This window comes from Paenibacillus sp. OSY-SE, assembly GCF_000283315.1.
Taxonomy (GTDB): Bacteria; Bacillota; Bacilli; order Paenibacillales; family Paenibacillaceae; genus Paenibacillus_B; species Paenibacillus_B profundus.
Map to the genome: position 1 here is coordinate 18,923 of NZ_ALKF01000161.1, position 20,537 is coordinate 39,459.

20 protein-coding genes and 1 riboswitch are annotated in these 20,537 nt (G+C 50.2%); of the genes, 6 read left to right on the forward strand and 14 right to left on the reverse strand.

The annotated features are described in order from the left end of the window. Positions 1 to 57: 57 nt before the first annotated feature. From A372_RS0107560 to A372_RS0107585, 6 genes are all read right to left on the reverse strand, one after another. Positions 58 to 1,167: an ABC transporter ATP-binding protein gene (locus A372_RS0107560; protein ID WP_019420229.1), complete on the reverse strand. Its 1,110-nt coding sequence runs from the start codon at positions 1,165 to 1,167 to the stop codon at positions 58 to 60. Positions 1,168 to 1,190: 23 nt separating this feature from the next. Further along, complete coding sequence (locus A372_RS0107565) at positions 1,191 to 1,982, reverse strand: ABC transporter permease (protein WP_019420230.1); 792 nt, start codon at positions 1,980 to 1,982, stop codon at positions 1,191 to 1,193. Positions 1,983 to 1,996: 14 nt separating this feature from the next. After that, the gene (locus A372_RS0107570) at positions 1,997 to 2,818 is read right to left on the reverse strand and encodes an ABC transporter permease (RefSeq protein ID WP_019420231.1); all 822 of its coding nucleotides are present in this window, start codon (positions 2,816 to 2,818) and stop codon (positions 1,997 to 1,999) included. Between the two features lie 131 nt (positions 2,819 to 2,949). Beyond that, entirely contained in the window at positions 2,950 to 4,002 is a 1,053-nt protein-coding gene (locus A372_RS0107575; RefSeq protein ID WP_019420232.1) for an ABC transporter substrate-binding protein, read from the reverse strand. A gap of 89 nt (positions 4,003 to 4,091) precedes the next feature. Beyond that, positions 4,092 to 4,910 carry an alpha/beta fold hydrolase gene (locus A372_RS0107580; RefSeq protein ID WP_019420233.1) on the reverse strand — a complete coding sequence of 273 codons (819 nt, stop codon included), beginning with the start codon at positions 4,908 to 4,910 and terminating at the stop codon, positions 4,092 to 4,094. 69 nt (positions 4,911 to 4,979) lie between these two features. Beyond that, positions 4,980 to 6,383 (reverse strand): NCS2 family permease, encoded by a 1,404-nt coding sequence (locus A372_RS0107585; RefSeq protein WP_019420234.1) that lies wholly within the window; start codon positions 6,381 to 6,383, stop codon positions 4,980 to 4,982. Between the two features lie 243 nt (positions 6,384 to 6,626). Then, positions 6,627 to 6,726, reverse strand: a riboswitch (purine riboswitch). A gap of 276 nt (positions 6,727 to 7,002) precedes the next feature. Here A372_RS0107585 and A372_RS0107590 point away from each other — a divergent pair. From A372_RS0107590 to A372_RS0107615, 6 genes are all read left to right on the forward strand, one after another. Beyond that, positions 7,003 to 7,185: a hypothetical protein gene (locus A372_RS0107590; RefSeq protein ID WP_019420235.1), complete on the forward strand. Its 183-nt coding sequence runs from the start codon at positions 7,003 to 7,005 to the stop codon at positions 7,183 to 7,185. Positions 7,186 to 7,394: 209 nt separating this feature from the next. Beyond that, positions 7,395 to 7,640, forward strand: coding sequence for a hypothetical protein (locus A372_RS0107595; protein ID WP_019420236.1), 246 nt, complete (start codon positions 7,395 to 7,397; stop codon positions 7,638 to 7,640). Positions 7,641 to 7,700: 60 nt separating this feature from the next. Beyond that, the gene (locus A372_RS33515; protein WP_019420237.1) at positions 7,701 to 8,000 is read left to right on the forward strand and encodes a hypothetical protein; all 300 of its coding nucleotides are present in this window, start codon (positions 7,701 to 7,703) and stop codon (positions 7,998 to 8,000) included. 58 nt (positions 8,001 to 8,058) lie between these two features. Continuing rightward, positions 8,059 to 8,409, forward strand: coding sequence for a hypothetical protein (locus A372_RS33520; protein ID WP_019420238.1), 351 nt, complete (start codon positions 8,059 to 8,061; stop codon positions 8,407 to 8,409). 235 nt (positions 8,410 to 8,644) lie between these two features. Then, positions 8,645 to 9,190, forward strand: coding sequence for a PadR family transcriptional regulator (locus A372_RS0107610; RefSeq protein ID WP_019420239.1), 546 nt, complete (start codon positions 8,645 to 8,647; stop codon positions 9,188 to 9,190). Then, positions 9,171 to 9,959, forward strand: coding sequence for a CPBP family intramembrane glutamic endopeptidase (locus A372_RS0107615; RefSeq protein ID WP_019420240.1), 789 nt, complete (start codon positions 9,171 to 9,173; stop codon positions 9,957 to 9,959). The genes A372_RS0107610 and A372_RS0107615 overlap by 20 nt, the downstream gene beginning before the upstream one ends. Before the next feature lie 71 nt (positions 9,960 to 10,030). Here the strand turns inward: A372_RS0107615 and guaA are convergent, their stop codons facing one another. The 8 genes from guaA to A372_RS0107660 all read right to left on the reverse strand — a co-directional run bounded on the left by guaA (position 10,031) and on the right by A372_RS0107660 (position 20,525). After that, entirely contained in the window at positions 10,031 to 11,572 is a 1,542-nt protein-coding gene (guaA, locus tag A372_RS0107620; RefSeq protein ID WP_019420241.1) for a glutamine-hydrolyzing GMP synthase, read from the reverse strand. A 470-nt stretch (positions 11,573 to 12,042) separates the two neighbouring features. Beyond that, positions 12,043 to 12,462: a hypothetical protein gene (locus tag A372_RS0107630; RefSeq protein WP_019420243.1), complete on the reverse strand. Its 420-nt coding sequence runs from the start codon at positions 12,460 to 12,462 to the stop codon at positions 12,043 to 12,045. A 169-nt stretch (positions 12,463 to 12,631) separates the two neighbouring features. Next, positions 12,632 to 13,597 (reverse strand): ABC transporter ATP-binding protein, encoded by a 966-nt coding sequence (locus A372_RS0107635; RefSeq protein WP_019420244.1) that lies wholly within the window; start codon positions 13,595 to 13,597, stop codon positions 12,632 to 12,634. Next, complete coding sequence (locus tag A372_RS0107640; protein ID WP_019420245.1) at positions 13,590 to 14,573, reverse strand: ABC transporter ATP-binding protein; 984 nt, start codon at positions 14,571 to 14,573, stop codon at positions 13,590 to 13,592. The genes A372_RS0107635 and A372_RS0107640 overlap by 8 nt, the downstream gene beginning before the upstream one ends. A 14-nt stretch (positions 14,574 to 14,587) precedes the next feature. Continuing rightward, positions 14,588 to 15,520 carry an oligopeptide ABC transporter permease gene (gene opp4C, locus A372_RS0107645; RefSeq protein WP_019420246.1) on the reverse strand — a complete coding sequence of 311 codons (933 nt, stop codon included), beginning with the start codon at positions 15,518 to 15,520 and terminating at the stop codon, positions 14,588 to 14,590. A 24-nt stretch (positions 15,521 to 15,544) separates the two neighbouring features. Then, the gene (locus A372_RS0107650) at positions 15,545 to 16,498 is read right to left on the reverse strand and encodes an ABC transporter permease (RefSeq protein ID WP_019420247.1); all 954 of its coding nucleotides are present in this window, start codon (positions 16,496 to 16,498) and stop codon (positions 15,545 to 15,547) included. Positions 16,499 to 16,573: 75 nt separating this feature from the next. Next, positions 16,574 to 18,322, reverse strand: a complete 1,749-nt coding sequence (locus A372_RS0107655) for an ABC transporter substrate-binding protein (protein ID WP_019420248.1) — start codon at positions 18,320 to 18,322, stop codon at positions 16,574 to 16,576. Between the two features lie 571 nt (positions 18,323 to 18,893). After that, positions 18,894 to 20,525 (reverse strand): extracellular solute-binding protein, encoded by a 1,632-nt coding sequence (locus tag A372_RS0107660; RefSeq protein ID WP_019420249.1) that lies wholly within the window; start codon positions 20,523 to 20,525, stop codon positions 18,894 to 18,896. Positions 20,526 to 20,537: the final 12 nt, after the last annotated feature.

A 20,537-nucleotide genomic window follows, 5' to 3' on the forward strand; every position in this document is an offset into this window, starting at 1 on the left:
CGCCCTGCTTGTTCCGGCGGCTCTGCGCTTTGAACCAGCACGACCTGCGTGCTGCGGTTACTTCGAGCTCTGTACCAGCACGACCTTCTCTCTCGGAAGCACCAGTTTCACCGCCGTACCGCGGTCGAACGGCTGCTCCATTTCACGGTTCACCGTAAATTCGCCGAGCGGCGTGTCCACGACATATTGATAGCTGCGGCCCAAGAAGGTGCTGATTTTCACACTGCCGTTAATAACGTTCAATCCGGACGCCAGCTCGGCAGCCGTCAATCCGCCGACCCCTTCCGCACACTCGCTGTCGGTCGCAACGAGCAAATCATCTGGGCGGATAGCACCCTTCATCGAATCCGTCAGCGGATGGCCAGAACGGTGGCTGACTTCAAGACGTGTGCCTTCGGCGCCGTGCAGCGTGACGACACTGCCATCATTATGCATTTCCCCGTACTCGATAAAGTTGTTGAAGCCGATAAAACGCGCGACGAACTCGGTCGTCGGGTATTTATAAATGGTCGACGGCGCATCCAGCTGCTCGATGATGCCTTTATTCATTATGGCCACCTTATCCGAGATAGAGAAGCACTCCTCCTGATCATGGGAGACGTATACCGTCGTAATGCCGAGCTGCTTCTGAATGCGGCGGATCTCGACGCGCATGTTGACGCGCAGGTTCGCGTCCAGGTTGCTAAGCGGCTCGTCGAACAGCAGCAAATCGGGCTGGATGACAAGCGCGCGGGCAATAGCGACACGCTGGCGCTGACCACCGGACAGTTCACCTGGGAAGCGCTTCTCGAAGCCCTTCAGGTCAACGACCTCCAGCATTTCTTGCACGCGCTTCGCGATCTGCGATTGGTCCACTTTGCGTAAGCGCAGGCCGTAAGCAACGTTGTCATATACCGTCATATGCGGGAAGAGCGCATAGCTCTGGAATACGAAGCCGAAGTTGCGCTTGTTGACAGGCACGCGCGTATAATCCTTCCCTTTGAACATGAATTTGCCGTCTTTCGCTTCGAGGAAGCCTGCAATGAGGCGAAGCGTCGTCGTCTTGCCGCACCCCGACGGGCCGAGCAGCGAAATTAACTCGCCTTCCTGAATATGCAGATTGAAGTCCTTCAAGATTAGATTTTTTTCGTAAGCTACGGATATATTTTGCATGGATAATAATTCCATGGTCGTCTGGCCTCCGATGTATGCTAGTTATTTTTCGTAAAGTAGGAGAGTCCCATCAAGCGTTCAATCGAGAACATGAGCAACGCCGTTACTGCCATCAACAGCACGGAAATGGCCGCAATGGTAGGGTCGAAGTAGTTCTCCACATAAGTCAGCATCTGAATCGGCAGCGTGCTTACTCCCGGTCCGGTCATGAAGACCGAAATATCGACGTTGTTGAACGATTCCAGAAACGCAAGCAGCACGCCCGCGATCAGTCCGGAACGGATATTCGGAAGCACGACCGTGAAGAACGTCTTCAGGCGGCTGGCGCCCAAGCTCATTGCCGCTTCCTCGACCGCATAATCGAAGTTCGATAAGCTCGATGCAATGACGCGAATGATGAACGGAAGCATCAGCACGACATGACCGATAAGCAAGCTCGTATAGATCGGCAGATTGAAGATGACGACCAAATATTTCAGCATGGTAAAGCCGAGAACAACGCCCGGAATCAGAATGGGCGAAATAAATATCGTATTTAACAATCCCTTGCCCTTAAAGTTAAAGCGGCTTAACGCGTATGCAGCGGGAACGCCGAGCAGCAGTGCGATCAGGTTGCCAGCCAGCGCCACCACTATCGTCACTTTAAAGGTGGTCATGAACATTTCCACATCAAATATATTTTTGTACCATCTGAAAGAGAAGCCTTCCGGCGGAAACTTCAACACCGTGCTATCTCCGAAAGATGTGGCCATAATGATGAACAACGGCCCGAGCAAAAAGATAAATACCAGTGTCGTAAATAGGGCGAGTCCGCGATGTTTTTCCTTCATGTTCGTTACCCCCGTTACCCCTTCGGATTCAATTTGCGGGCAAGCTGGTTCATAAGCCCGATAATAATAAAGGTGACGACGATCATAACCGTAGCAACGATCGAAGCCATGTACCAATCGTTCAGCGTCATCGCATTCTGATACAGAAATGTCGCTACGACCCGCTGCTTGCCGCCCAGCAGCTGCGGAGTCGTATAAGCCGTCAGGCTGCCGACGAATACCAGTATGCTGCCGACGATAAGACCCGGCACACACAGCGGCACGATAATGCTCATGAACCCTTTCATCCGCGAAGCGCCCAAGCTTTCGGAGGCTTTCAGCAAATCTTCGTCGATATTTTCCATGACGCCGACAAGCGAAATAATCATCAGCGGCAGGAACAGGTGAATAAGGCCGATCATCATGGCGGTCGGCGTATACAGTATTTTCAGCGGCTCGGCGACGAGGCCGACGCCGACCAAGAAGTTATTGACCAATCCATTCTTCCCGAGAATGACCATCCAGCTGAACGAGCGCACGATGGCGCTAGTCAAGAGCGGAAAGAGCGCCAACGCAAGCAGGATGCCTTTCGTGCGCGCCTTCTGCTTCGAAATATAGTAAGCGGTCGGAAACCCGAGCAGGATGCACACGATGGTTGTAACGAGGCTGACTTGCAGCGTCGTGCCTAATATTTTCAAAATGTACGGATCACCGAGCAGCTTGACATAGCCTTCTATCGTGAATGTGCCTTCGTGGAAGAAGGTCGAGCCAATCGTCATAAAGATAGGAATGATCATAAACAATGTCAGGAACAAGAGCCCCGGAAGCAGTAAAAGCCATAAATATTGTTTTTTCATGGATATTGTTCTCCTGTTGTCTAGGCTATGATTAGGAACTATGCTGGTTGTTGTTCCAAGAGAATATAAAAGGAGGGTGCTACGAAACGGCAGCCCTCCAACGTTCCAACTATACCTTGCTCATGAACCCGTTACTCGATTTCACGATTCCAACGATCTATCCAGCCGCTCATTTCTTGATTTACTTTGCGCAAGTCGAGCGTCTTCAAGTTCTCAACGACGTCTGCGCCGTACGTCATGCCTGCCGCTTGCTCCTCTGTCAATTCGACCAGCTTGTTCGTCGGGGAATCGACGCGGTCGATTGCATTCGCTTGCTGCACTTCTTGACTGAGGTGCCAGTTGATGAACTTCTCTGCCAATTCTTTATGTTTAGAGCCTTTGACGACATTTACGGTGTTCAACAGCGCATAGGCTCCTTCTTTCGGAGTTATAAACTTCGCGGATGGGACGGCTTGGGACACGCTGCCATAGAACGTATCTTGCATTGGCGCCGCAACCACCTCACCTTGAGCAAACATGTTGACAAGGTCCGCGGATTTGGAATAATACTTCACGACACCCGGGTTGATCTCGGTCAGCGCCTTGAATGCGGCATCACTATTCATATCTTGGCTGCCTTCACGCTTGGCCGCCATGTCCATCAACATCGGACCGGTCGTAATCGTAATGTTCGGAAGCGCCAGCTTGTCCTTGAATTCCGGCTTCCACAGATCGTTCCACGACTCCACCGGAGTCTTCACTTCATCCCCGTTCACGACGAGCCCAAGCTGAGCTACCGTGTGGGCCGGACCGTAGTCTTCGCCAAGCGGGGCTTTTGCAATATCATACAAATGGTCCAGGTTCGGAATGTTCTTGCGGTCAATCTTCTCGAATAATCCTTCTTCAATGCCTTGCAGCGCATAGTAGTCAGACAAGTACACCAAGTCTACCTTCGAACTTCCTTGACGGATTTTATTCAAGCGGTCGGTATTGTTCCCGATTTCCGTCACAATCTTAACGTTGTACTTCTTCTCAAACGGCTCGTATACGTTTTTCTTCATCGCATCTTCTGCAAATCCCCAGGTGGAGATAACAAGCTCTGTCGGTTTGTCTTGGCCGCCTTCCGCATTGTTGCTGCTGGAGCATGCGGCAAGCAGTGTGCCGAGGGATAATACGATAGCGAGAGTCAAAGCGATTTTTCTCATGAAGTCATGTCCTCCTAGATGCTAAATCTGGGTGAGCCGATTGGGTTAACCATTTCGTTGCTCGTGCATATGTTTGCATGTGTTGTTCATCAAAATATTGAAAAGCTGTCAGCCAACCAGTGTTGAACTTGTTCTTCCTGCTCCAGATGGAGAAAATGTCCCGCTCCGTTCAATATAGTAACGGCGCTATTCGGGACAGTGTCCGTTAACATTACGGCATCATGCCAGCCGACGATGCTATCCTGCTTCCCGACAATGATGCGCATCGGATAAGCCGGCGGTTCGTCATGCTCGTCCGGCGGACACGACAAGGCGTATCCAGCGCTCCGCAGCGGTGTCAGCACATCCCAGTCGGCGAGCGCTTGTGCCGGCAGCACTTCCTCCGTGTATCGCTGCCATACCGGCTCGGTCTGCACGACCAGCTTCCGCGCGGCGACTTCGCGTTCCGCAGGCGTCAGCCTCGCGAGGAACGCATCGTCACGCACCTTCGCTTGATGCAGCGGCACAGTACGCACGGTCGGATGCACGACCGGAGCCAGCAGCACGAGCGCGCTGATCCGTTGCGGCATCAAGCGTGCGAGCCCGCGCGCAAGGTAAGCGCCGTACGAATGACCGCAGATGGCAAAGCTTCCGTGAGGGATGACTCGCTTCACGAATGCCGCCAACACCTCCAGCATGTCATCCGAAGTCGTAACAGGACCGCCCGAGTGGGACCGCCCCATTCCGGGGAGATCCGCATAGATGCGCAGCCTGCCGGATGAACCAGCCAACACGGGCTCTAGCGTCCGCATCATCGTACGGTGATCCAGCGTAAATCCGTGAAGCACGAGAAGCGGCTGTCCTTCGCCTATAGCCTCGAAGCAGATGCGATTCGCCGCTTCCCGGGTCGTTCCACATATTCCAGTCATGCACCGATTCCTTCTGTATTCACGGCAATCCGCTGCCGGATTGATGTAATGCCAGTCTGATTGGAGTGATTAGTGTCCGCCCATCGCCACATAGCGAATGATGACGAGCACGAACAATATCCACATGAGCCAATGAATTTTATATTTTTGCTCTCCTTTGCCAAATACGTTCGCTACGAATGCAAGCAGCACATAAGCGAGAATACCGAAGGAGACCCCGTTCGCAATGCTGTACGTAAAAGGCATGAAGGCAATTGTCATGAACGCCGGAATGCCGATGACGAGGTCTTGGAAATTGATCTCGCGCACGGCCTGCATCATGAGCACGCCAACCACAATCAGCGCGGCAGCCGTTGCGGAGCCTGGAATAAGCGCCACAGCCGGTGCCAGGAACAAGGACAGCAAGAAGCAAATGCCTGTCGTTACCGAAGTCAGACCGGTGCGGCCGCCTGCCGCTACCCCAGCAGAGCTCTCGACGAATGCCGTTACCGTACTTGTGCCGAGTACCGCGCCGCCGCCGACAGCGATAGAATCGACGAACATCGCTTTGCCGACGCGCTTGTTGCCTTCTTCGCGGTTCTTCATGAATCCAGCGCGATTCGCCGTCCCGACGAGTGTTCCGAACGTGTCGAACAGCTCCACGAAGGTGAAGGTCAAAATGATGGATACGATACCGACGCCCATAATGCCGGCAAAATCGAATTCAAAGAAGCTAAGCTGTCCCAAATCCGGGATCCATGGCGTCTTGTCTGTCGACAAGTTGTTGAAGTCAACGACACCCATGAAAATACCGATGATGGTCGTGCCAAGAATACCGAACAAAATCGCGCCCGGCACATTCAGAATCATAAGCACCGAGATAAGCGCCAAGCCGATAATGGTCAGCAGCACACTTGGATCGGTGAAGCTGCCCATACCGAATACCGATTCGAAGCCCATGAGCGGCGTGAACGTTCCCTTCGGAACATCATTCACCGTCTCGACCGATACGGACAACAGCCCGCTGTTCTTCAGGCCGACAATCGTAATGAATAGCCCGATACCGACCGTAATCGCATGCTTCAATGCGTCCGGCACAGCTTCCAGCAGCATTTGGCGTATGTGTGTAATCGTCAATAAGAAAAAGATAATACCTGAAATAAAGACCGCCGTTAGAGCCATCTGCCACGTAATCGGATGGTCCGATCCAGCCGTGGAGACGACGACCGTAGCGAAATATGCATTAAGTCCCATCCCTGGCGCCAATGCGACCGGGAAGTTAACGAAAATTCCCATGGCAATGGTGAACACTCCAGCGGCAATGGCCGTCGCGAGGAATACAGCGTACCAATCCATGCCCGTTTTGCCGAATGCAGTCAAAATGTCCGGGTTAACAGCCAAGATGTAAGCCATCGTCATGAAGGTCGTAATCCCTGCCATTATTTCTGTCTTAATTGTTGAACCTTGCTCCTTGATTTTGAAGAAGCGCTCCATGCTTGTAACATCCTCCCCATGAACTCTCATGAATGTTTACTTGTTTACTCCCCAGCAACCTATACGGACAAAAAAAGAACTCAGGATGATGATCTCCCGAGTTCTGGCGTTGAAAAGTACGGCGTGCTTCTTCCACTGTCCCTGTACATGCATCTATGCATCACAAGTTCCCATCTTGAAAATGACATTCAAAACGCTTAGGGAGCAGGATGGTAGAGACGAATGGTATCGATTCGTCAGACAGACAGCGCCGATGCTCTTCGTAGCCAGATCATTTACGGTGATCCGTAGAAACTCTCAGGCCAATTCCCGAGATTATACGAAAAAACTTGACGTATTAGGTTATCTACAACCATTGTAAAGCGAACCTAGAAGGTTGTCAACGCTAAATCCGAACATTTAAACAGTAAATATAATCCTTGTTCGTGTTTAACAATATTTCAATGGATATCGCTCATTATAATCCTGCACTAACTCAGTCACAGCTAATTGCTGCAAGGACTCAGCACAACCTTACAGGCTACATACTTATTTTGAATATACTCCGTAAATAAACACTAACGATTTTAATAGAATTTTCATAGATTGGTATGAAGTCTGACACAAGGAGGGAAGAAGTATGGTGAACTTGGATGCCGTAATAAAAAATTTAGACAAACTAATGAATAGAGGAAAAGACATTCAAGGTTTTGCGCAAAATCTAGACGAACTTAAGCAAAGCCTGACTGAACTAAATAATACGATAAAAGGGGTCGAGACGCTCCGCCAAGAAATTGAAAAGCTTGCCCGGGAAAAATCCTAATCTATTAAAATGCCTTATCCATTAGTTTAAATTCTAGTAAACACTATAAATTGCAATAAATTAAACGCTGTAAATCAGGGAATTATCGTTACCATAAAGAATTGTTCTTCATATACTATCATAAGCTCAGAAACAAACTGATAGTGCAAGAAAGAGATTTCAGCTTTGTCGCTGAGCTTTGATTGAGACGATATTGGGTGGTGATAAAGGTGACTGATCAAAACCAAGAAGAAATTAAGAGAAAGAAGATTGGACATGTCGCAGGTAAAAATGGCGTCGATGGTTCAAACGGAATCGATGGAAGTAATGGAGTAAATGGAATCGATGGCGAAGGTTCGAGCTTGGGCTTAGATGGTGATAGCGGGCTCAATATGGACATTCAGGGCGTCAAGTTGAACATCGACGTTGCGAAATTGATTCAACAGCTTATTTCATTGTCCAAGCTACAGAAGTAGCTTTCATGAAACAAATTCAAGTCTTATGAAACAATTACAAAATAATAGGAGTGATCTAAGATGTGGGGAGAAGAAGAAAAATATAATCCAAATCATAAGAAAAAACCGGCGGTTGAAATAGAAGACAGCGGTAACGGCGGCAACGGAGGCGACGGTGGTGACGGGGGCAACGGTGGCGACGGCGGCAACGGTGGATTTGGGATCGGCGTCGGGGTAGCCGTAGCAGTTGGAGGATCCGTCGCAACTGCCAACGGCAATATGGGTAATGGCGGCAATGGTGGCAATGGCGGTGCTGGCGGTGCTGGCGGCGACGGCGGCGACGGCGGCAATGGAAATGCTGAAATCGACAAAGGCAACTAGCTGATAAGATGAATCAGGCTTAATCAAAAGAATATATAAACATGTTAGGGTGATGACGTTGAGTGAAGCTCGTCAGGACGAACAATTCGATAGTCAAAACGTTGTCGAAGCAAGCGAAAATCCGGAATCAAGCGTCGGCGCGAATGCAAATTCCAGTGCCATTGCTCACGGCGGCGTTGGGGGGACTGGTGGAGCCGGGGGCACTGGTGGACAGGCTCTTAATATTACGTACGTGGACAACTACTCCATAATCACGATGTTATACACCTTAATCTTAATGCTTGCGGACGGGACAAGTAATCAGAAAGCAAAAATTGATTCTTTTCTTCCCATGCTGCATTCGATTATGGAGGAGCAAAAAGAGTATCGCCAAACCTTATTGGAGACCCTCCAATCGGTTAAGAGATAATTCAATTTAATTCGGCCTAAATATAATTACCGGGCAAAGCCTAATTCTCCGATTCACTGATGGAGGACTAGGCTTTCTTTTGGTGGCATGCGCACAATGATTTTTTTTCATACGATCTATTGACCAAAACGCAGATAGTGATCTATGTTATATATATCGATTCGATATATCTGTTCGATATAAATGTATAGAGAGCAACAACTCCATATTTAAAACTAAATGAGAAGGTGAATCCATGCTTGAACATATCATTCTTGGTCTGCTGCTTGAAAATGAAATGAATGGATATGAGTTGAAGAAGACGATCGACCATACCGTCGGTATATTTTACAGCGCGAGTTACGGCAGCCTTTACCCCGCATTGAAACGGCTGGCCGACAAGCAATTGGTCAATGTGACCGCAATCGAAGACAGCAAGAACAAAAAAATATATTCCATTTTGCCTGCTGGCAAGGAAGCTTTTCTGAAATGGCTCTCGCAGCCGTTGCAACTGACTAAGAACGAGCATTTGCTCAAAATCTTTTTTTACGACTATCTCGATGAAGATACCCGGCAAACACGACTCGCCGAATACCAATTCAAAGTCGCAAACGAACGTGAACGGCTAAAAAACGTAGAACGGATTGTCGCAAAGGAGCTTACTCAACTCAGCAATCCGCAGCAGTATTACTATCGGCTGTCCGTTCTGCAGTACGGGCTCCATTATTTCGAGATGGAGAACAGTTGGGTGGAAGACATCATGGAAAGGAAGAATAGAAACAATGACGAACAGCATGACTAATCAACTTGCTCCATCCCGTACATCCTTTACACAAAGACGTCCGGTGCTAAGCGTCGTCATCATCGAACTGTTGCTGCTATTCGCGGTATTTGCGGCAGGAGCCTATGCGACCATTGCACAGCTGGATTATACGGCGCCTATTCTGATTTCGTTCATTCCGATTGCGCTCGTCTGCATCGTCTATTTCTCGGTACACAAGAGATGGAAAGCATACGGATTCAACTCTTTATCGGCTCTCTCGCCAAGCTATCTGTTCTACTATGCGCCACTCTTGCTCGTATTAATCATTCTAAGCCTCAAAGGATTTAAAGCGGTGACTCTTACAGAGCTGTTATTCTTTGTATTTTTTACCGTTTTGGTCGGATTTGTCGAGGAAACGGTCTACCGTGGCATGATTTTGCACATTTTATTGCCGAAGGGAGTTGCGCCAGCCGTGATTACCTCGAGCATTTTATTTTCTCTCACCCATGTGCTGAACATGCTGTCGGGTCAAGACATAGCGCGGACCATTCTGCAGCTTGTATATGCCCTTCTTGTCGGAGCTGTACTGGCCTTGCTCATGGTGAAGACGAAGCAAATACTCCCGTTGATTCTGTTTCACACGTTGCACAATCTCATTCAGTTCTTGGGCAATGAAACCACAAGCACGATCGTATATAACACCATCGTCATCGTCATATTGGCCGCTGCTTGCCTCCTTCTCATCCCCGGCATCCGCAACGCGAACCATCGCACGCAGGAGCACCACGTGGCGAAGCGCACATTATAATACATGAATACATAGAAAAGGGCTATCCCGCAGTCTTAATAGACTGTGAATAGCCCTTTCTTTATCTTACACTATTCCCATTCAATCGTTGCTGGCGGCTTCGACGTAACGTCATAGACGATACGGTTCACGTTGTCCACCTCATTGACGATACGAACGGAAATCTTCTCGAGAATATCCCATGGAATGCGCGCCCAGTCAGCGGTCATGCCATCAATGGACGTTACGGCGCGGATGCCTACCGTGTAGGAGTACGTGCGCGCGTCGCCCATGACGCCAACGCTCTTCATGTCAGGCAGCGCTGTGAAGTACTGCCAAATTTCGCCGTCCAAGCCTGCCTTGGCAATCTCTTCGCGCAGAATCGCATCGGATTCGCGCACGATAGCCAGCTTGTCCTCCGTTACTTCGCCAAGCACGCGGATGGCGAGTCCCGGTCCCGGGAACGGCTGCCGCCACACGATTTCGCGCGGCAGGCCAAGCTCTTCGCCCACCTTGCGCACTTCGTCCTTGAACAACGTGTTCAACGGCTCGATGAGCTTGAACTTCATATCTTCCGGCAAGCCGCCCACATTGTGGTGAGACTTGATCGTCTGCGCCGTCGCCGTGCCGCTTTCCACGATATCCGTGTACAGCGTGCCTTGCGCTAGGAAACCGAAGTCACCAAGCTTCGCAGACTCTTCGTCAAAGCAATAGATGAACTCGTTGCCGATAATTTTCCGTTTTTTCTCCGGATCCGATACACCGGCCAGCTTGCTCATGAAACGCTCACGCGCGTCAATCTTCACCACGTGCATGTCGAATTTGCCAACGAACGTCTCCATAACGCCTTCGGCTTCCCCCTTACGCAGCAGGTTGTGATCGATGAACATGCAAGTCAGCTGATCGCCAACAGCTCTATGAATGAGCGCCGCAACGACGGAAGAGTCCACCCCGCCACTCAAGGCGCACAGCACTTTGCGATCGCCGACCGTTTCGCGGATTTCACGCACTTTGTCCTCAATGAACGTCTCCATCGTCCAGTCGCCGTGGCAACCGCAAATGCTGAACAGGAAGTTGCGAATCATTTCATTGCCGTAGACGGAGTGCCGCACTTCCGGATGGAACTGCACCGCATAGAAACGCTTCTCCGGATGACTCATTGCCGCGATCGGCGCATGCTCCGTACCCGCGTCCACGCGGAAGCCCTCCGGCAGCTCGACAACCAGATCAGTATGGCTCATCCATACCGTCTGATTTGGCTCTAGGTCATGAATCAAGCCGCTATCCGGTTGGAAGACTACATCGGCTTTACCGTATTCACGCTTGCCTGCGCGTTCCACCTTGCCGTTCAATTGATGGGACATCATTTGCATGCCGTAGCAGATACCAAAAATCGGCAGACCCAAGTCATAAATACGCGGGTCTACGAGTGGCGAGTTCTCTTCGTACACACTTGCCGGACCGCCAGAGAAGACAATGCCCTTCGGATTCAGCTCCTGAATGCGTTCTACTGGTGTATTGTAAGGAATGAGTTCGCTGTACACGCCCAAATCGCGAATGCGGCGTGCGATGAGCTGGTTGTATTGTCCTCCAAAGTCGAGAACAACGATCATTTCATGATGTGGCTTTGTCATTGCCGTGCCTCCCTAAACATATTGTCCCTAATTATAACGAACTGACAAAAGCGGAGTCAATCTGCAATCTAACCGCATCCGCTAGAACCGCGCTTACTCAGGCAGTATTTGAGCGGGGGATGCCCTTGAATTCCATGAACACCCGGTTGAACCGCTTGATATGTCCGTACCCGACGCGCTGACCGATATCGGCCAATGAGCGCTTCAGCATCCGAATCGCCTCCGTCATGCAATGATTAAGGTTGGTTGTAACAGTCTGTCCGCCATATGGATGTAGTAAACACCACTGCGGACATGTCCGCCCCCCTCCTTGATTTCCTTGATTAGGGAGCATAGTCTATGGATTGTCGTTTGTGTTGGGGTGAAGTCCCTTTTTTATGTCTGAAATCCTTGTGGCTCAAGAGCTCTGATTAATGAAAAACGCTCTGAATAAAAAAAGCACCTTTTACAGGTGCAAAATGGAATCCCAATTATTTGGTTGTTTTAATAGCCAATCCACTAAATGATATAGGACCTACTACATCAGCTCTAGTTCCCGCTGTGGTGTTTTCTGCAGTTACCGTATAGGTATGCGAACCCGATTCTACGTTAAAATCTATGGCTTGGAAAGTTACGATATAATTTTGCTCCGATCCTGCGGATTCGATTCCTTGCTTGGTATTGAAGATTTCTGTTCCATCACGAAAGATCTTAAATAAAATTTGGGCAATGCCTGTGATTCCGCGAACACCGACGCTCGCAATTAATTGCACCCGATTCGCGCGCTTCGGAAGGCGCAGCCGTATCGATGCAAGACGAACCCTTCTTGGAGAAAACGGGATAGTGAACGATTTAGCTCGGTTAAATCTCCGAAGTGGTTCCGTTGCTTTATAATCAAGAATCTGTACCAAAAGATCATCTCCCCTGGATTAGTAACACAGAATTCAGAATATGTAATCCATGAGATGGTTGTTTGTGCGAAAGCCTACTCGGTATTTTTATCATAATAATATAATGCGCTTATCGATTAAGAAAACAATGCCCCGCTGCCGAGTACTCGACTTGCGGGGCATACACTCTTTAGACCAGATGACAAGCTACATAATGATCCCCGCCCATATGGCGAAACACGGGTACCTGCTCGCGGCAAACATCCGCAGCAAACGGGCAGCGCGTATGGAACTTGCAGCCCGCTGGCGGATTGGCCGGATTCGGGATGTCGCCCTTCAGCACGATCCGCTCCCGCTTCAGCCTGGGCACAGGAATCGGCACCGCTGATAACAGCGCCTTCGTGTACGGATGCAGCGGATTTTTGAACAGCTCGTCTCGCGAAGCGGTCTCCATCATCGTGCCGAGATACATGACGCCGATGCGGTTGCACAGATGCTCTACGACGCTCAGATCATGGGATATGAATAAGTAGGTCAGTCCGCGCGTCGTCTGCAGCTTGCGGAATAAATTAATGATTTGAGCCTGAATCGACACATCCAGGGCAGATACCGGCTCATCCGCAATGATGAGATCAGGATCCAATATAAGTGCACGTGCTATGCCGATGCGTTGGCGCTGTCCGCCCGAGAATTCATGCGGAAAGCGGTCGATATGATAGGACGATAGACCGCAGGAATCCAGCACGTCCAAGACTCGATCCCGAACTTCTTCCTTCGGCGCAAGCCCGTGGTTGATGAGCGCTTCACCGATGGCATCCCCCACTCGAACCCGCGGATTGAGCGAGCTGTATGGATCTTGGAAAATAAGCTGCATCTTCGGTCTTAGCTTGCGCAGCTCCTTCTCCGGCACATTGTACAGGTCAATGCCCTTGAACTTCACTTCCCCGTCCGTCTTGTCGGTCAGACGGATAATCGTGCGGCCCACTGTGCTCTTCCCGCTGCCGGACTCGCCGACCAAGCCGAACGTCTCGCCCTGCTGGAGAGTAATGCTAATATCATCCACTGCCTTCACATGACCGATGGTGCGGTTGAATAGCCCGGACGTAATCGGAAAGTATTTCTTCAGATGGTTCACTTCTAACAACGGCTCAGACATGCTCGACCACCTCCTCGTACAGCCAGCAGGCCACTTTCTGTCTGCCGGCCACGTCCCGGAGATACGGCAGCTTCGTCTGACAGATCGCCATGCAGTGCTCGCAGCGGTCATGGAAATAGCAAGATTCCTTCAGTTCAAGCGGATTCGGAACCTGGCCCGGTATGGAGTACAACTCCTCCTGACGCTCCCCCATAATCGGCTTCGAGCGAAGCAGACCTTGTGTATACGGGTGCTTCGGATTTTCGAACAGCTCGACGACATCGCCTTCTTCTACGATTTTGCCGGAATACATAACCACGACATAATCCGCGATTTCGGCCACGACGCCGAGGTCGTGCGTAATTAGCAGGATGGACATGTTCGAGTCTGCCTTGATCTGACGCAGCATATCGAGGATCTGCGCTTGAATGGTGACATCCAGCGCAGTCGTCGGTTCATCCGCGATCAGCAGCTTCGGATTGCAGGAGATCGCAATCGCGATCATAATCCGCTGCAGCATGCCACCGCTCAGCTGGTGCGGATAGCTGTTCGCAATTTGCTCGGGACGTGAGATGCCAACCATTTCGATCAGCTCGATCGCCCGCATGCGGGCCTGTTTCTTGTTCATCCGCTGGTGCTCCATCAACGGCTCCATTATCTGCTTGCCGATCGTGAGCACCGGGTTAAGCGAAGACATGGGCTCTTGGAAGATCATCGCGATGTCGTTGCCGCGAACGTGCCGCAGCTCATTTTTATGAAGTGACAGCAGATCCCGTCCATCAAACTGAATCTTGCCTTCCACCACCTTGCCGGCCGGCTCCTCGACGAGTCCCATTACTGACATCGCTGTCACACTCTTCCCGCAGCCGGATTCGCCGACGATGCAGACCGTTTCCCCCTCGCGAACGCGCAGACTGATGTCGTTGACCGCCTTCACGGCCCCTTCTTCCGTATAAAAATAAGTGCTGAGATGATCAATCTCGATTACATTTTTCATCACATGTCATTCCCTTACTTCTTCTGTTTAGGATCAAGCACATCACGCAGACCGTCACCAAAAATATTGATGGCGATAACCGTTGTAAAAATGGCCACGCCTGGCGGTATCCATAACCAAGGGTGCTTCTCGAAATCAATCAGGTTGTTCGCCGCATCAATCATATTCCCCCAAGTCGGCGTCGGAGGCATGACGCCAAGACCAAAGAAGCTCAATACAGATTCACTCAAAATAGCGCCGCCAATGCTGAGCGTAGCAACGACGATGAGCAGCGGAATGATGTTCGGAATCATATGATTGAACAGCTTCCGCCGGTCATTTAAGCCGAGCACGATCGCCGCCTGCATGAATTCACGCTCGCGGATGCTAAGCATCTGGCTGCGAACGAGCCGCGCCAGTCCCGGCCAGCCAATGAAGCTGAGCATCAGCATGACGATATACATGCGATATTCGGATGGGATTTTCCACTCTGAGAGCAGGGCGCCCATAATAAACAAAATTGGCAAGCCTGGAATCGTTAGCAGCAGATCAGCCACGCGCATGATGATCTGATCAACAATCCCTCGATAATAAGCAGCAACCGCTCCAAGAATAGACCCGAGAATCACGGAAATACACATAGATGCAATGCCGACAGTGAGAGAAATGCGACCCGCCTGCAGCAGCCGCGTCAGAACGTCCCTTCCGAGCATATCGGTGCCTAGCCAATGCTTCAGCGACGGCGCGGCATTCATATTGGCCGGATTAATCTTGTTGTCGGCATATGGTGAGAACAGAGGCCCTGCAAAACAAGCCAAAAGCATAAACACAATAAAAATAAAACCGGACATCGCCAGCTTATTTTTGCGGAGGCGGTGAAGCGCTTGACGCCACAATGATGAACGGATCGGCGTGACTGCTGCCTGATGAGCTTCCGTCTTCGTCACACTGCCTGATATGGATGACATGGTGAAACCTCCCTATTCATGCTGTTACAATCTGACGCGCGGATCGGCAGCATGGTATAAGATGTCCGACAAAAGCGTGCCGATGACCGTCAAGACGGCGATAAACATGGTGAAACCCATCAGCAGCGGGTAATCCCTCACAGTGAAGGACTGCATATACAATTGGCCGATACCCGGCCAGTTAAATATTTTCTCGATGATGAGCGATCCGCCGAACAAGCCCGGCAGCTCGAAGCCGACGAGGGTGATGGCCGGCAGCATGGCATTTTTCAACGCATGCCGGTACAGCACGACTCGTTCCCGCATTCCTTTGGCACGGGCGGTACGAATATAATCCTGACGGATAACATCGAGCATGTTGCTGCGGAAATAGCGGGTCAGCGAACCGACGCCGAGCAGCGTCATGACGATAACCGGCAGCATCATATGATCGACGACTTCGCGAACGAACTCCATGCCTGTGGCATTGCTCCCTGTCGTCAGCATCCCGCCCGGCGGCAGCCATTTCAGGTCGACAGCGAACATCTTGATCAGGAAGAGACCGATAAAGAACGACGGAATCGACATCGCGGCGAAGATGCCGATCATGACCAGCGTGTCGAACCATGAATATTGCTTATAGGCGGCTATGACTCCGATAATGACTGCCAACAGCCATGTGAAGAAGGTCGACGTTACCGCTAGCAAAAATGAATTCCAAATATATTCGTTAAACAAGGTCAATACGGGCTTCTGCTGCGCCAACGAATAACCGAAGTTGCCGTGGAAGGCATTGTTCATCCAATTGAAATAGCGTTCCATAACAGGCTTGCTCAAGCCGTATATTTCTCGCAGCTCGGCTTTGCGTTCTGCGGTCAGCTTCATGTTGTTCGAGACGAAGTCGCCCGGCATCAATGCATACAACATAAATATGAGCAACGACGCCGCAAACAATATAAGAATCATGTACAGAAATCTTCGCAGCAAATATGTACTCATGATCGGCTCCTTTGGAAGTCATTCACCCCCGTCAGACGGGGGCATAAAGTTCGAGTTTGAACAACCTCTACAATCCTACTTCAACGACCAGTCAGGCAGGCTGGTGGCGAGTCCACGGAACGGACTCACGTTCAACCCTTCAATACGTCCGTTGTAGGCGTATACTGATTTTCGATAGCTGGTGAAAATGTAAGGCGCATCATCGTTGATGACTTGATATAGCTCTTTGTATATCTTTTTTCGCTCTTCGATATCGGTGGTCTCCAAGCCTTTGTCATACAGTTCCTTCACTTTCGGATTGTCGTAGCCCTTCACTTCTCCGTTGACAAAAGAAGATACGCCATCAGATGGATCTATCAGCATCGGTGTAGAGAAGGATACGAGATCAAAATCACGACTTTCGAACTTGGACGACAACGCGTTGAAATCCGCGAACTGCTCGGCTTCCAACTGAACGCCAATCGCCGCATAGTTCTCTTTTGCCACGGCAATAAAGATATCCGTCCCTTTGCTCTTCGAACCGATGAAATGAATCGTCAGCTTCTGTCCGTCCTTCTCCCGAATGCCGCCAGCCCCTTCTGTCCAACCGGCTTCATCCAGCAAGGCCTTTGCTTTTTCCGGATCGTAGTTGTACGGGTTAATCCCCTCTTCCGTATATGACCATGAGATCGGCGCTGTCGGAACGTTCGCGATTTGTGCGCCGCCTTGGTTCGCATCGACGTAAATGGTTTTACGGTCCAAGCCGTAAGTCAGCGCCTGACGCAGCTTCTTATCCTTGAGCGTTGCATGCTCCAGATTGAACTGCAAGTAGCCGTAAGAGCTGCCTGTCGACGGAACGATGTTAAGGAAGCCGAGCTTCTTCAGCTTATCAATATTGTCTTGTGTCGCCGTAAAGCTGCCATAGTCTTGCTCCCCCGTCTCGATAAACTGCCATGTGTCGCCTTCTGTCGTTTTGTAAATAAAATGTTCTGTCTTCGGCTTGCCTTTGTAATAGTATTCATTAGCTATGAAGCGCACCTCTTGACCTGGAATGAACTTATCCAGCTTGTAAGGCCCATTGCCCACCGGAGTGGCATGCAGCTTTTTAATATAATCCAGACTGCCGAACGTATAATCTTTCCCGTAGTAAGCTTTGGACAGCACATTATCGCCAAGCGTCAGTAAAGCCTTCGCGTTGACCTTCTCAATAGTTACCGAGATCGTCTGCGGATCGATAATGGTAATACCCTCAATGGACTTGGCCTTGCCCTCCTTATAATCTTGGCCGCCCTTAATCCTGAGGACCGTCGAAACTTCAGAGTCTCCGTCGTACGCCTTGTCATGGAGAATCGTCCATGTGAATGCCACGTCCTCAGCCGTCAGCGGGGAACCGTCACTGAACTTCAAGTCTTTGCGCAAATGGAATGTATATGTAAGCCCGTCTTCGGAAATGTCCCAGCTCTCCGCAAGGTCTGGAATCGGAAGTCCCTTGTCATCCACCGTCACGAGTGAAGCGTACAGGACGGAAGACACGTTGCCGTCATAGCCGCTCTGGTGGAAATAAGGCGTAAACGCGCCGCTCGGATCCGTAAGCCCAACAATTATCGTATCTGTACGCTTCTTCGCTTGCTCCGGAAGCTTCGACATGTCGGAGGCTGCGACCGGACCCGCAAGCAGTTCCACGGCATTCGCCTCTGTCGTCGTGCCGCCCGAATCTGAGCTGCTTGCCGGCGCGGCCTGATTGCCGTTGTCGGAGGCAGGTGCGGAGCTGTCGTTAGAGCAGGCTGCAAGAAGCAGGCTGCTAGCCATCGTCAAAGATAATAACGTCATCAATATTTTCTTCATGGTGACCCTCCCGTTAATACGGATATTTTAATAATTCCTCATTATTCCTATAAACTCAGTAGGAATTATAATGACCCCTATTATAAGCCTCTAGTAAAATTATGTAAACCATAAATTTAAAAATACTTATGCCTCATTTTTTGACCTCTGTAATTCCAAGGAACATACTATCCACTCTACTTGGTTAAGCATGACAATTGTTTAGCTTTCGAGTGATTCTAGGGGTAATATATGTATCAGTTTCAAAAAGTAGAATTACAGCGTTGCACGGTACTGTGGTTAAGCTTCCGTTTTCATTGGCGAGGTGGATGTATACTATTTTTAAGGAGTGTCCGTGATGTGGAAATAGGAAGGACCAATAATTCTATCGCATCATATAAATTCGAGACTGATCGTGAATATATGATTATGCTTCAGTTGCATGTGGATAGGTGCGTTACAATAATAAGGAGCGTCTTCCCGCATTGAAGGTGAATGCAGGAAGACGTTGACACATCACCTGACTTATGATGCATGGTGGTGCGTCAATCCCTAGCGATCGTTGACCGCAAGGGACTCTTAGAAAGGGCGGTTATTTCGAAGAGGTATATCGGTCATACGCCGCTTGGTAGATCTCGAGATAACGCTTCACATTCATCTTATCCAGCTGCTGCACGTAGCTGTCCCATTGGTCGAAGCCGAGGGCGCCGGAAGCGAACTTGTCGCGCATCTCGTCAACGAACGTGTGGATGTCCGTCTGAATTGTCGTTAATTCATCCTGCTCTTCCGGCGTAAAGTTGAATGCCGGCCATATGTCGTCCAATTTAATGGAATTAGGCGCCGCATCCTCGGCGTTCTTGACAGAAGACGGCAAGCCTTCCGCACCTTTAAAGAACTGTTGCTTGACGATGCCCGGATAATATCCGCCAGGCCACACGAGGTATTGGCTCACAGCCTGATCCAGATTCAAGCCGTCCGGATTTTTCGCAATGCTGTCTAAATACTCATATTCCCCTTTGTCGGTCATTTTGTACGTGACACCCTCAAAACCCATGAAAAACATCTTCGCGCCTTCATCGCTATAAAAATGATCCATCCAACGGATGGCGGCTTCCGGATTTTTTGCCTTGTCTGTCAGTACGAACATGCCAATATTGCCGAGCGGCGAGCCGATATTAGTTGCCATCTTGTCTCCATACGGCCCCTCAAGGATCGGCATCCCCACATAACCTTCCTGATTGTAAATCGCCTTCGGATCGACACCGTCCAGGAAGCCGTACACACCCGCGGTTGCCTTGGAAGAGATGTCGGTATCCTTCATCGTGAATGTCTCTTTGTCGAACATGCCGTCACGGTACAGCTTGGCTACATACTCAAGCAATTCCTTGTACTGCTTCGTTGCCGGCACGAAGCGCAGCTTGCCAGTGTCCGGATCGAGATCAACGTTTGGATTCGCAACACCATTCTTGTTCAGGCCGAACGAGCCTTTCAAGTAGTTGATCATAATCCATACGCCTTTGGAGCCCCACGGAATTTCATCATTTTTGCCATTTCCGTTCGGATCGCCTTCCTTGATGGCCTTCAACACGTTATACAGCTCATCCAGATTGGCCGGCGGCTTCAGGTTGAGCTTGTCGAGCCATTCCTGCTTCATCCACGGCGTACCATAGAAGAGCGATATGAATTCCGGATCAAATACCGTCGGCAGTCCATAAATGCTGCCATCTGGCATCGTAATGCCTTTTTTGACGATCGGATATTTCTCCATCATGGCCTTGAAATTGGGGGCATTCTGATCGATGAGATCGTTCAGCTTCAGGAATGTGCCCTGGCTGCCGTACTTAATCAGATCGCTCTTGGCGAAGGCCGAGGCGAAGAAGATTTCCGGGTAATCCCCGCCTGCCAGCTTAATGTTGCGCTTTTCCTTCAGGCTGTCAATCTGCACCGTTTCCCAGTCGATATGAACGTTCGTTATCTTCTCGTACTCTTCCCACAGCATGAGCTTGCTCCAGTCGGCTGATGCATACAGCTTCGCGGCAAAGCCCGTCATCGTTATTTTCTCTTTGGCGATCGGCATGCCTGCTTGATTCAGGTTCGCAAGCCGCTCCTCGCTCTTCCCCGAATCCGTTCCTTCATTACCGCCGCCTCCACTGCACGCCGTTACGAACAGTGAGAGGCTAAGCACCATGCTCATTGTCATCGCAAACCATTTTTTTGCACGCATTACAAGTCCCCC

Excerpts from the sequence above, each read along its gene's own strand:
- A372_RS0107560 (WP_019420229.1), bottom strand. The coding sequence starts at position 1,167 with ATGGAATTATTATCCATGCAAAATATATCCGTAGCTTACGAAAAAAAT.
- A372_RS0107660 (WP_019420249.1), bottom strand. The coding sequence starts at position 20,525 with ATGCGTGCAAAAAAATGGTTTGCGATGACAATGAGCATGGTGCTTAGC.
- A372_RS0107580 (WP_019420233.1), bottom strand. The coding sequence starts at position 4,910 with ATGACTGGAATATGTGGAACGACCCGGGAAGCGGCGAATCGCATCTGC.
- A372_RS0107565 (WP_019420230.1), bottom strand. The coding sequence starts at position 1,982 with ATGAAGGAAAAACATCGCGGACTCGCCCTATTTACGACACTGGTATTT.
- opp4C (WP_019420246.1), bottom strand. The coding sequence starts at position 15,520 with ATGTCATCCATATCAGGCAGTGTGACGAAGACGGAAGCTCATCAGGCA.
- A372_RS0107575 (WP_019420232.1), bottom strand. The coding sequence starts at position 4,002 with ATGAGAAAAATCGCTTTGACTCTCGCTATCGTATTATCCCTCGGCACA.
- A372_RS0107640 (WP_019420245.1), bottom strand. The coding sequence starts at position 14,573 with ATGAAAAATGTAATCGAGATTGATCATCTCAGCACTTATTTTTATACG.
- A372_RS0107655 (WP_019420248.1), bottom strand. The coding sequence starts at position 18,322 with ATGAAGAAAATATTGATGACGTTATTATCTTTGACGATGGCTAGCAGC.
- A372_RS0107650 (WP_019420247.1), bottom strand. The coding sequence starts at position 16,498 with ATGAGTACATATTTGCTGCGAAGATTTCTGTACATGATTCTTATATTG.
- A372_RS0107615 (WP_019420240.1), top strand. The coding sequence starts at position 9,171 with ATGACGAACAGCATGACTAATCAACTTGCTCCATCCCGTACATCCTTT.
- A372_RS0107635 (WP_019420244.1), bottom strand. The coding sequence starts at position 13,597 with ATGTCTGAGCCGTTGTTAGAAGTGAACCATCTGAAGAAATACTTTCCG.
- A372_RS0107590 (WP_019420235.1), top strand. The coding sequence starts at position 7,003 with ATGGTGAACTTGGATGCCGTAATAAAAAATTTAGACAAACTAATGAAT.
- guaA (WP_019420241.1), bottom strand. The coding sequence starts at position 11,572 with ATGACAAAGCCACATCATGAAATGATCGTTGTTCTCGACTTTGGAGGA.
- A372_RS0107585 (WP_019420234.1), bottom strand. The coding sequence starts at position 6,383 with ATGGAGCGCTTCTTCAAAATCAAGGAGCAAGGTTCAACAATTAAGACA.
- A372_RS0107570 (WP_019420231.1), bottom strand. The coding sequence starts at position 2,818 with ATGAAAAAACAATATTTATGGCTTTTACTGCTTCCGGGGCTCTTGTTC.
- A372_RS0107610 (WP_019420239.1), top strand. The coding sequence starts at position 8,645 with ATGCTTGAACATATCATTCTTGGTCTGCTGCTTGAAAATGAAATGAAT.
- A372_RS33515 (WP_019420237.1), top strand. The coding sequence starts at position 7,701 with ATGTGGGGAGAAGAAGAAAAATATAATCCAAATCATAAGAAAAAACCG.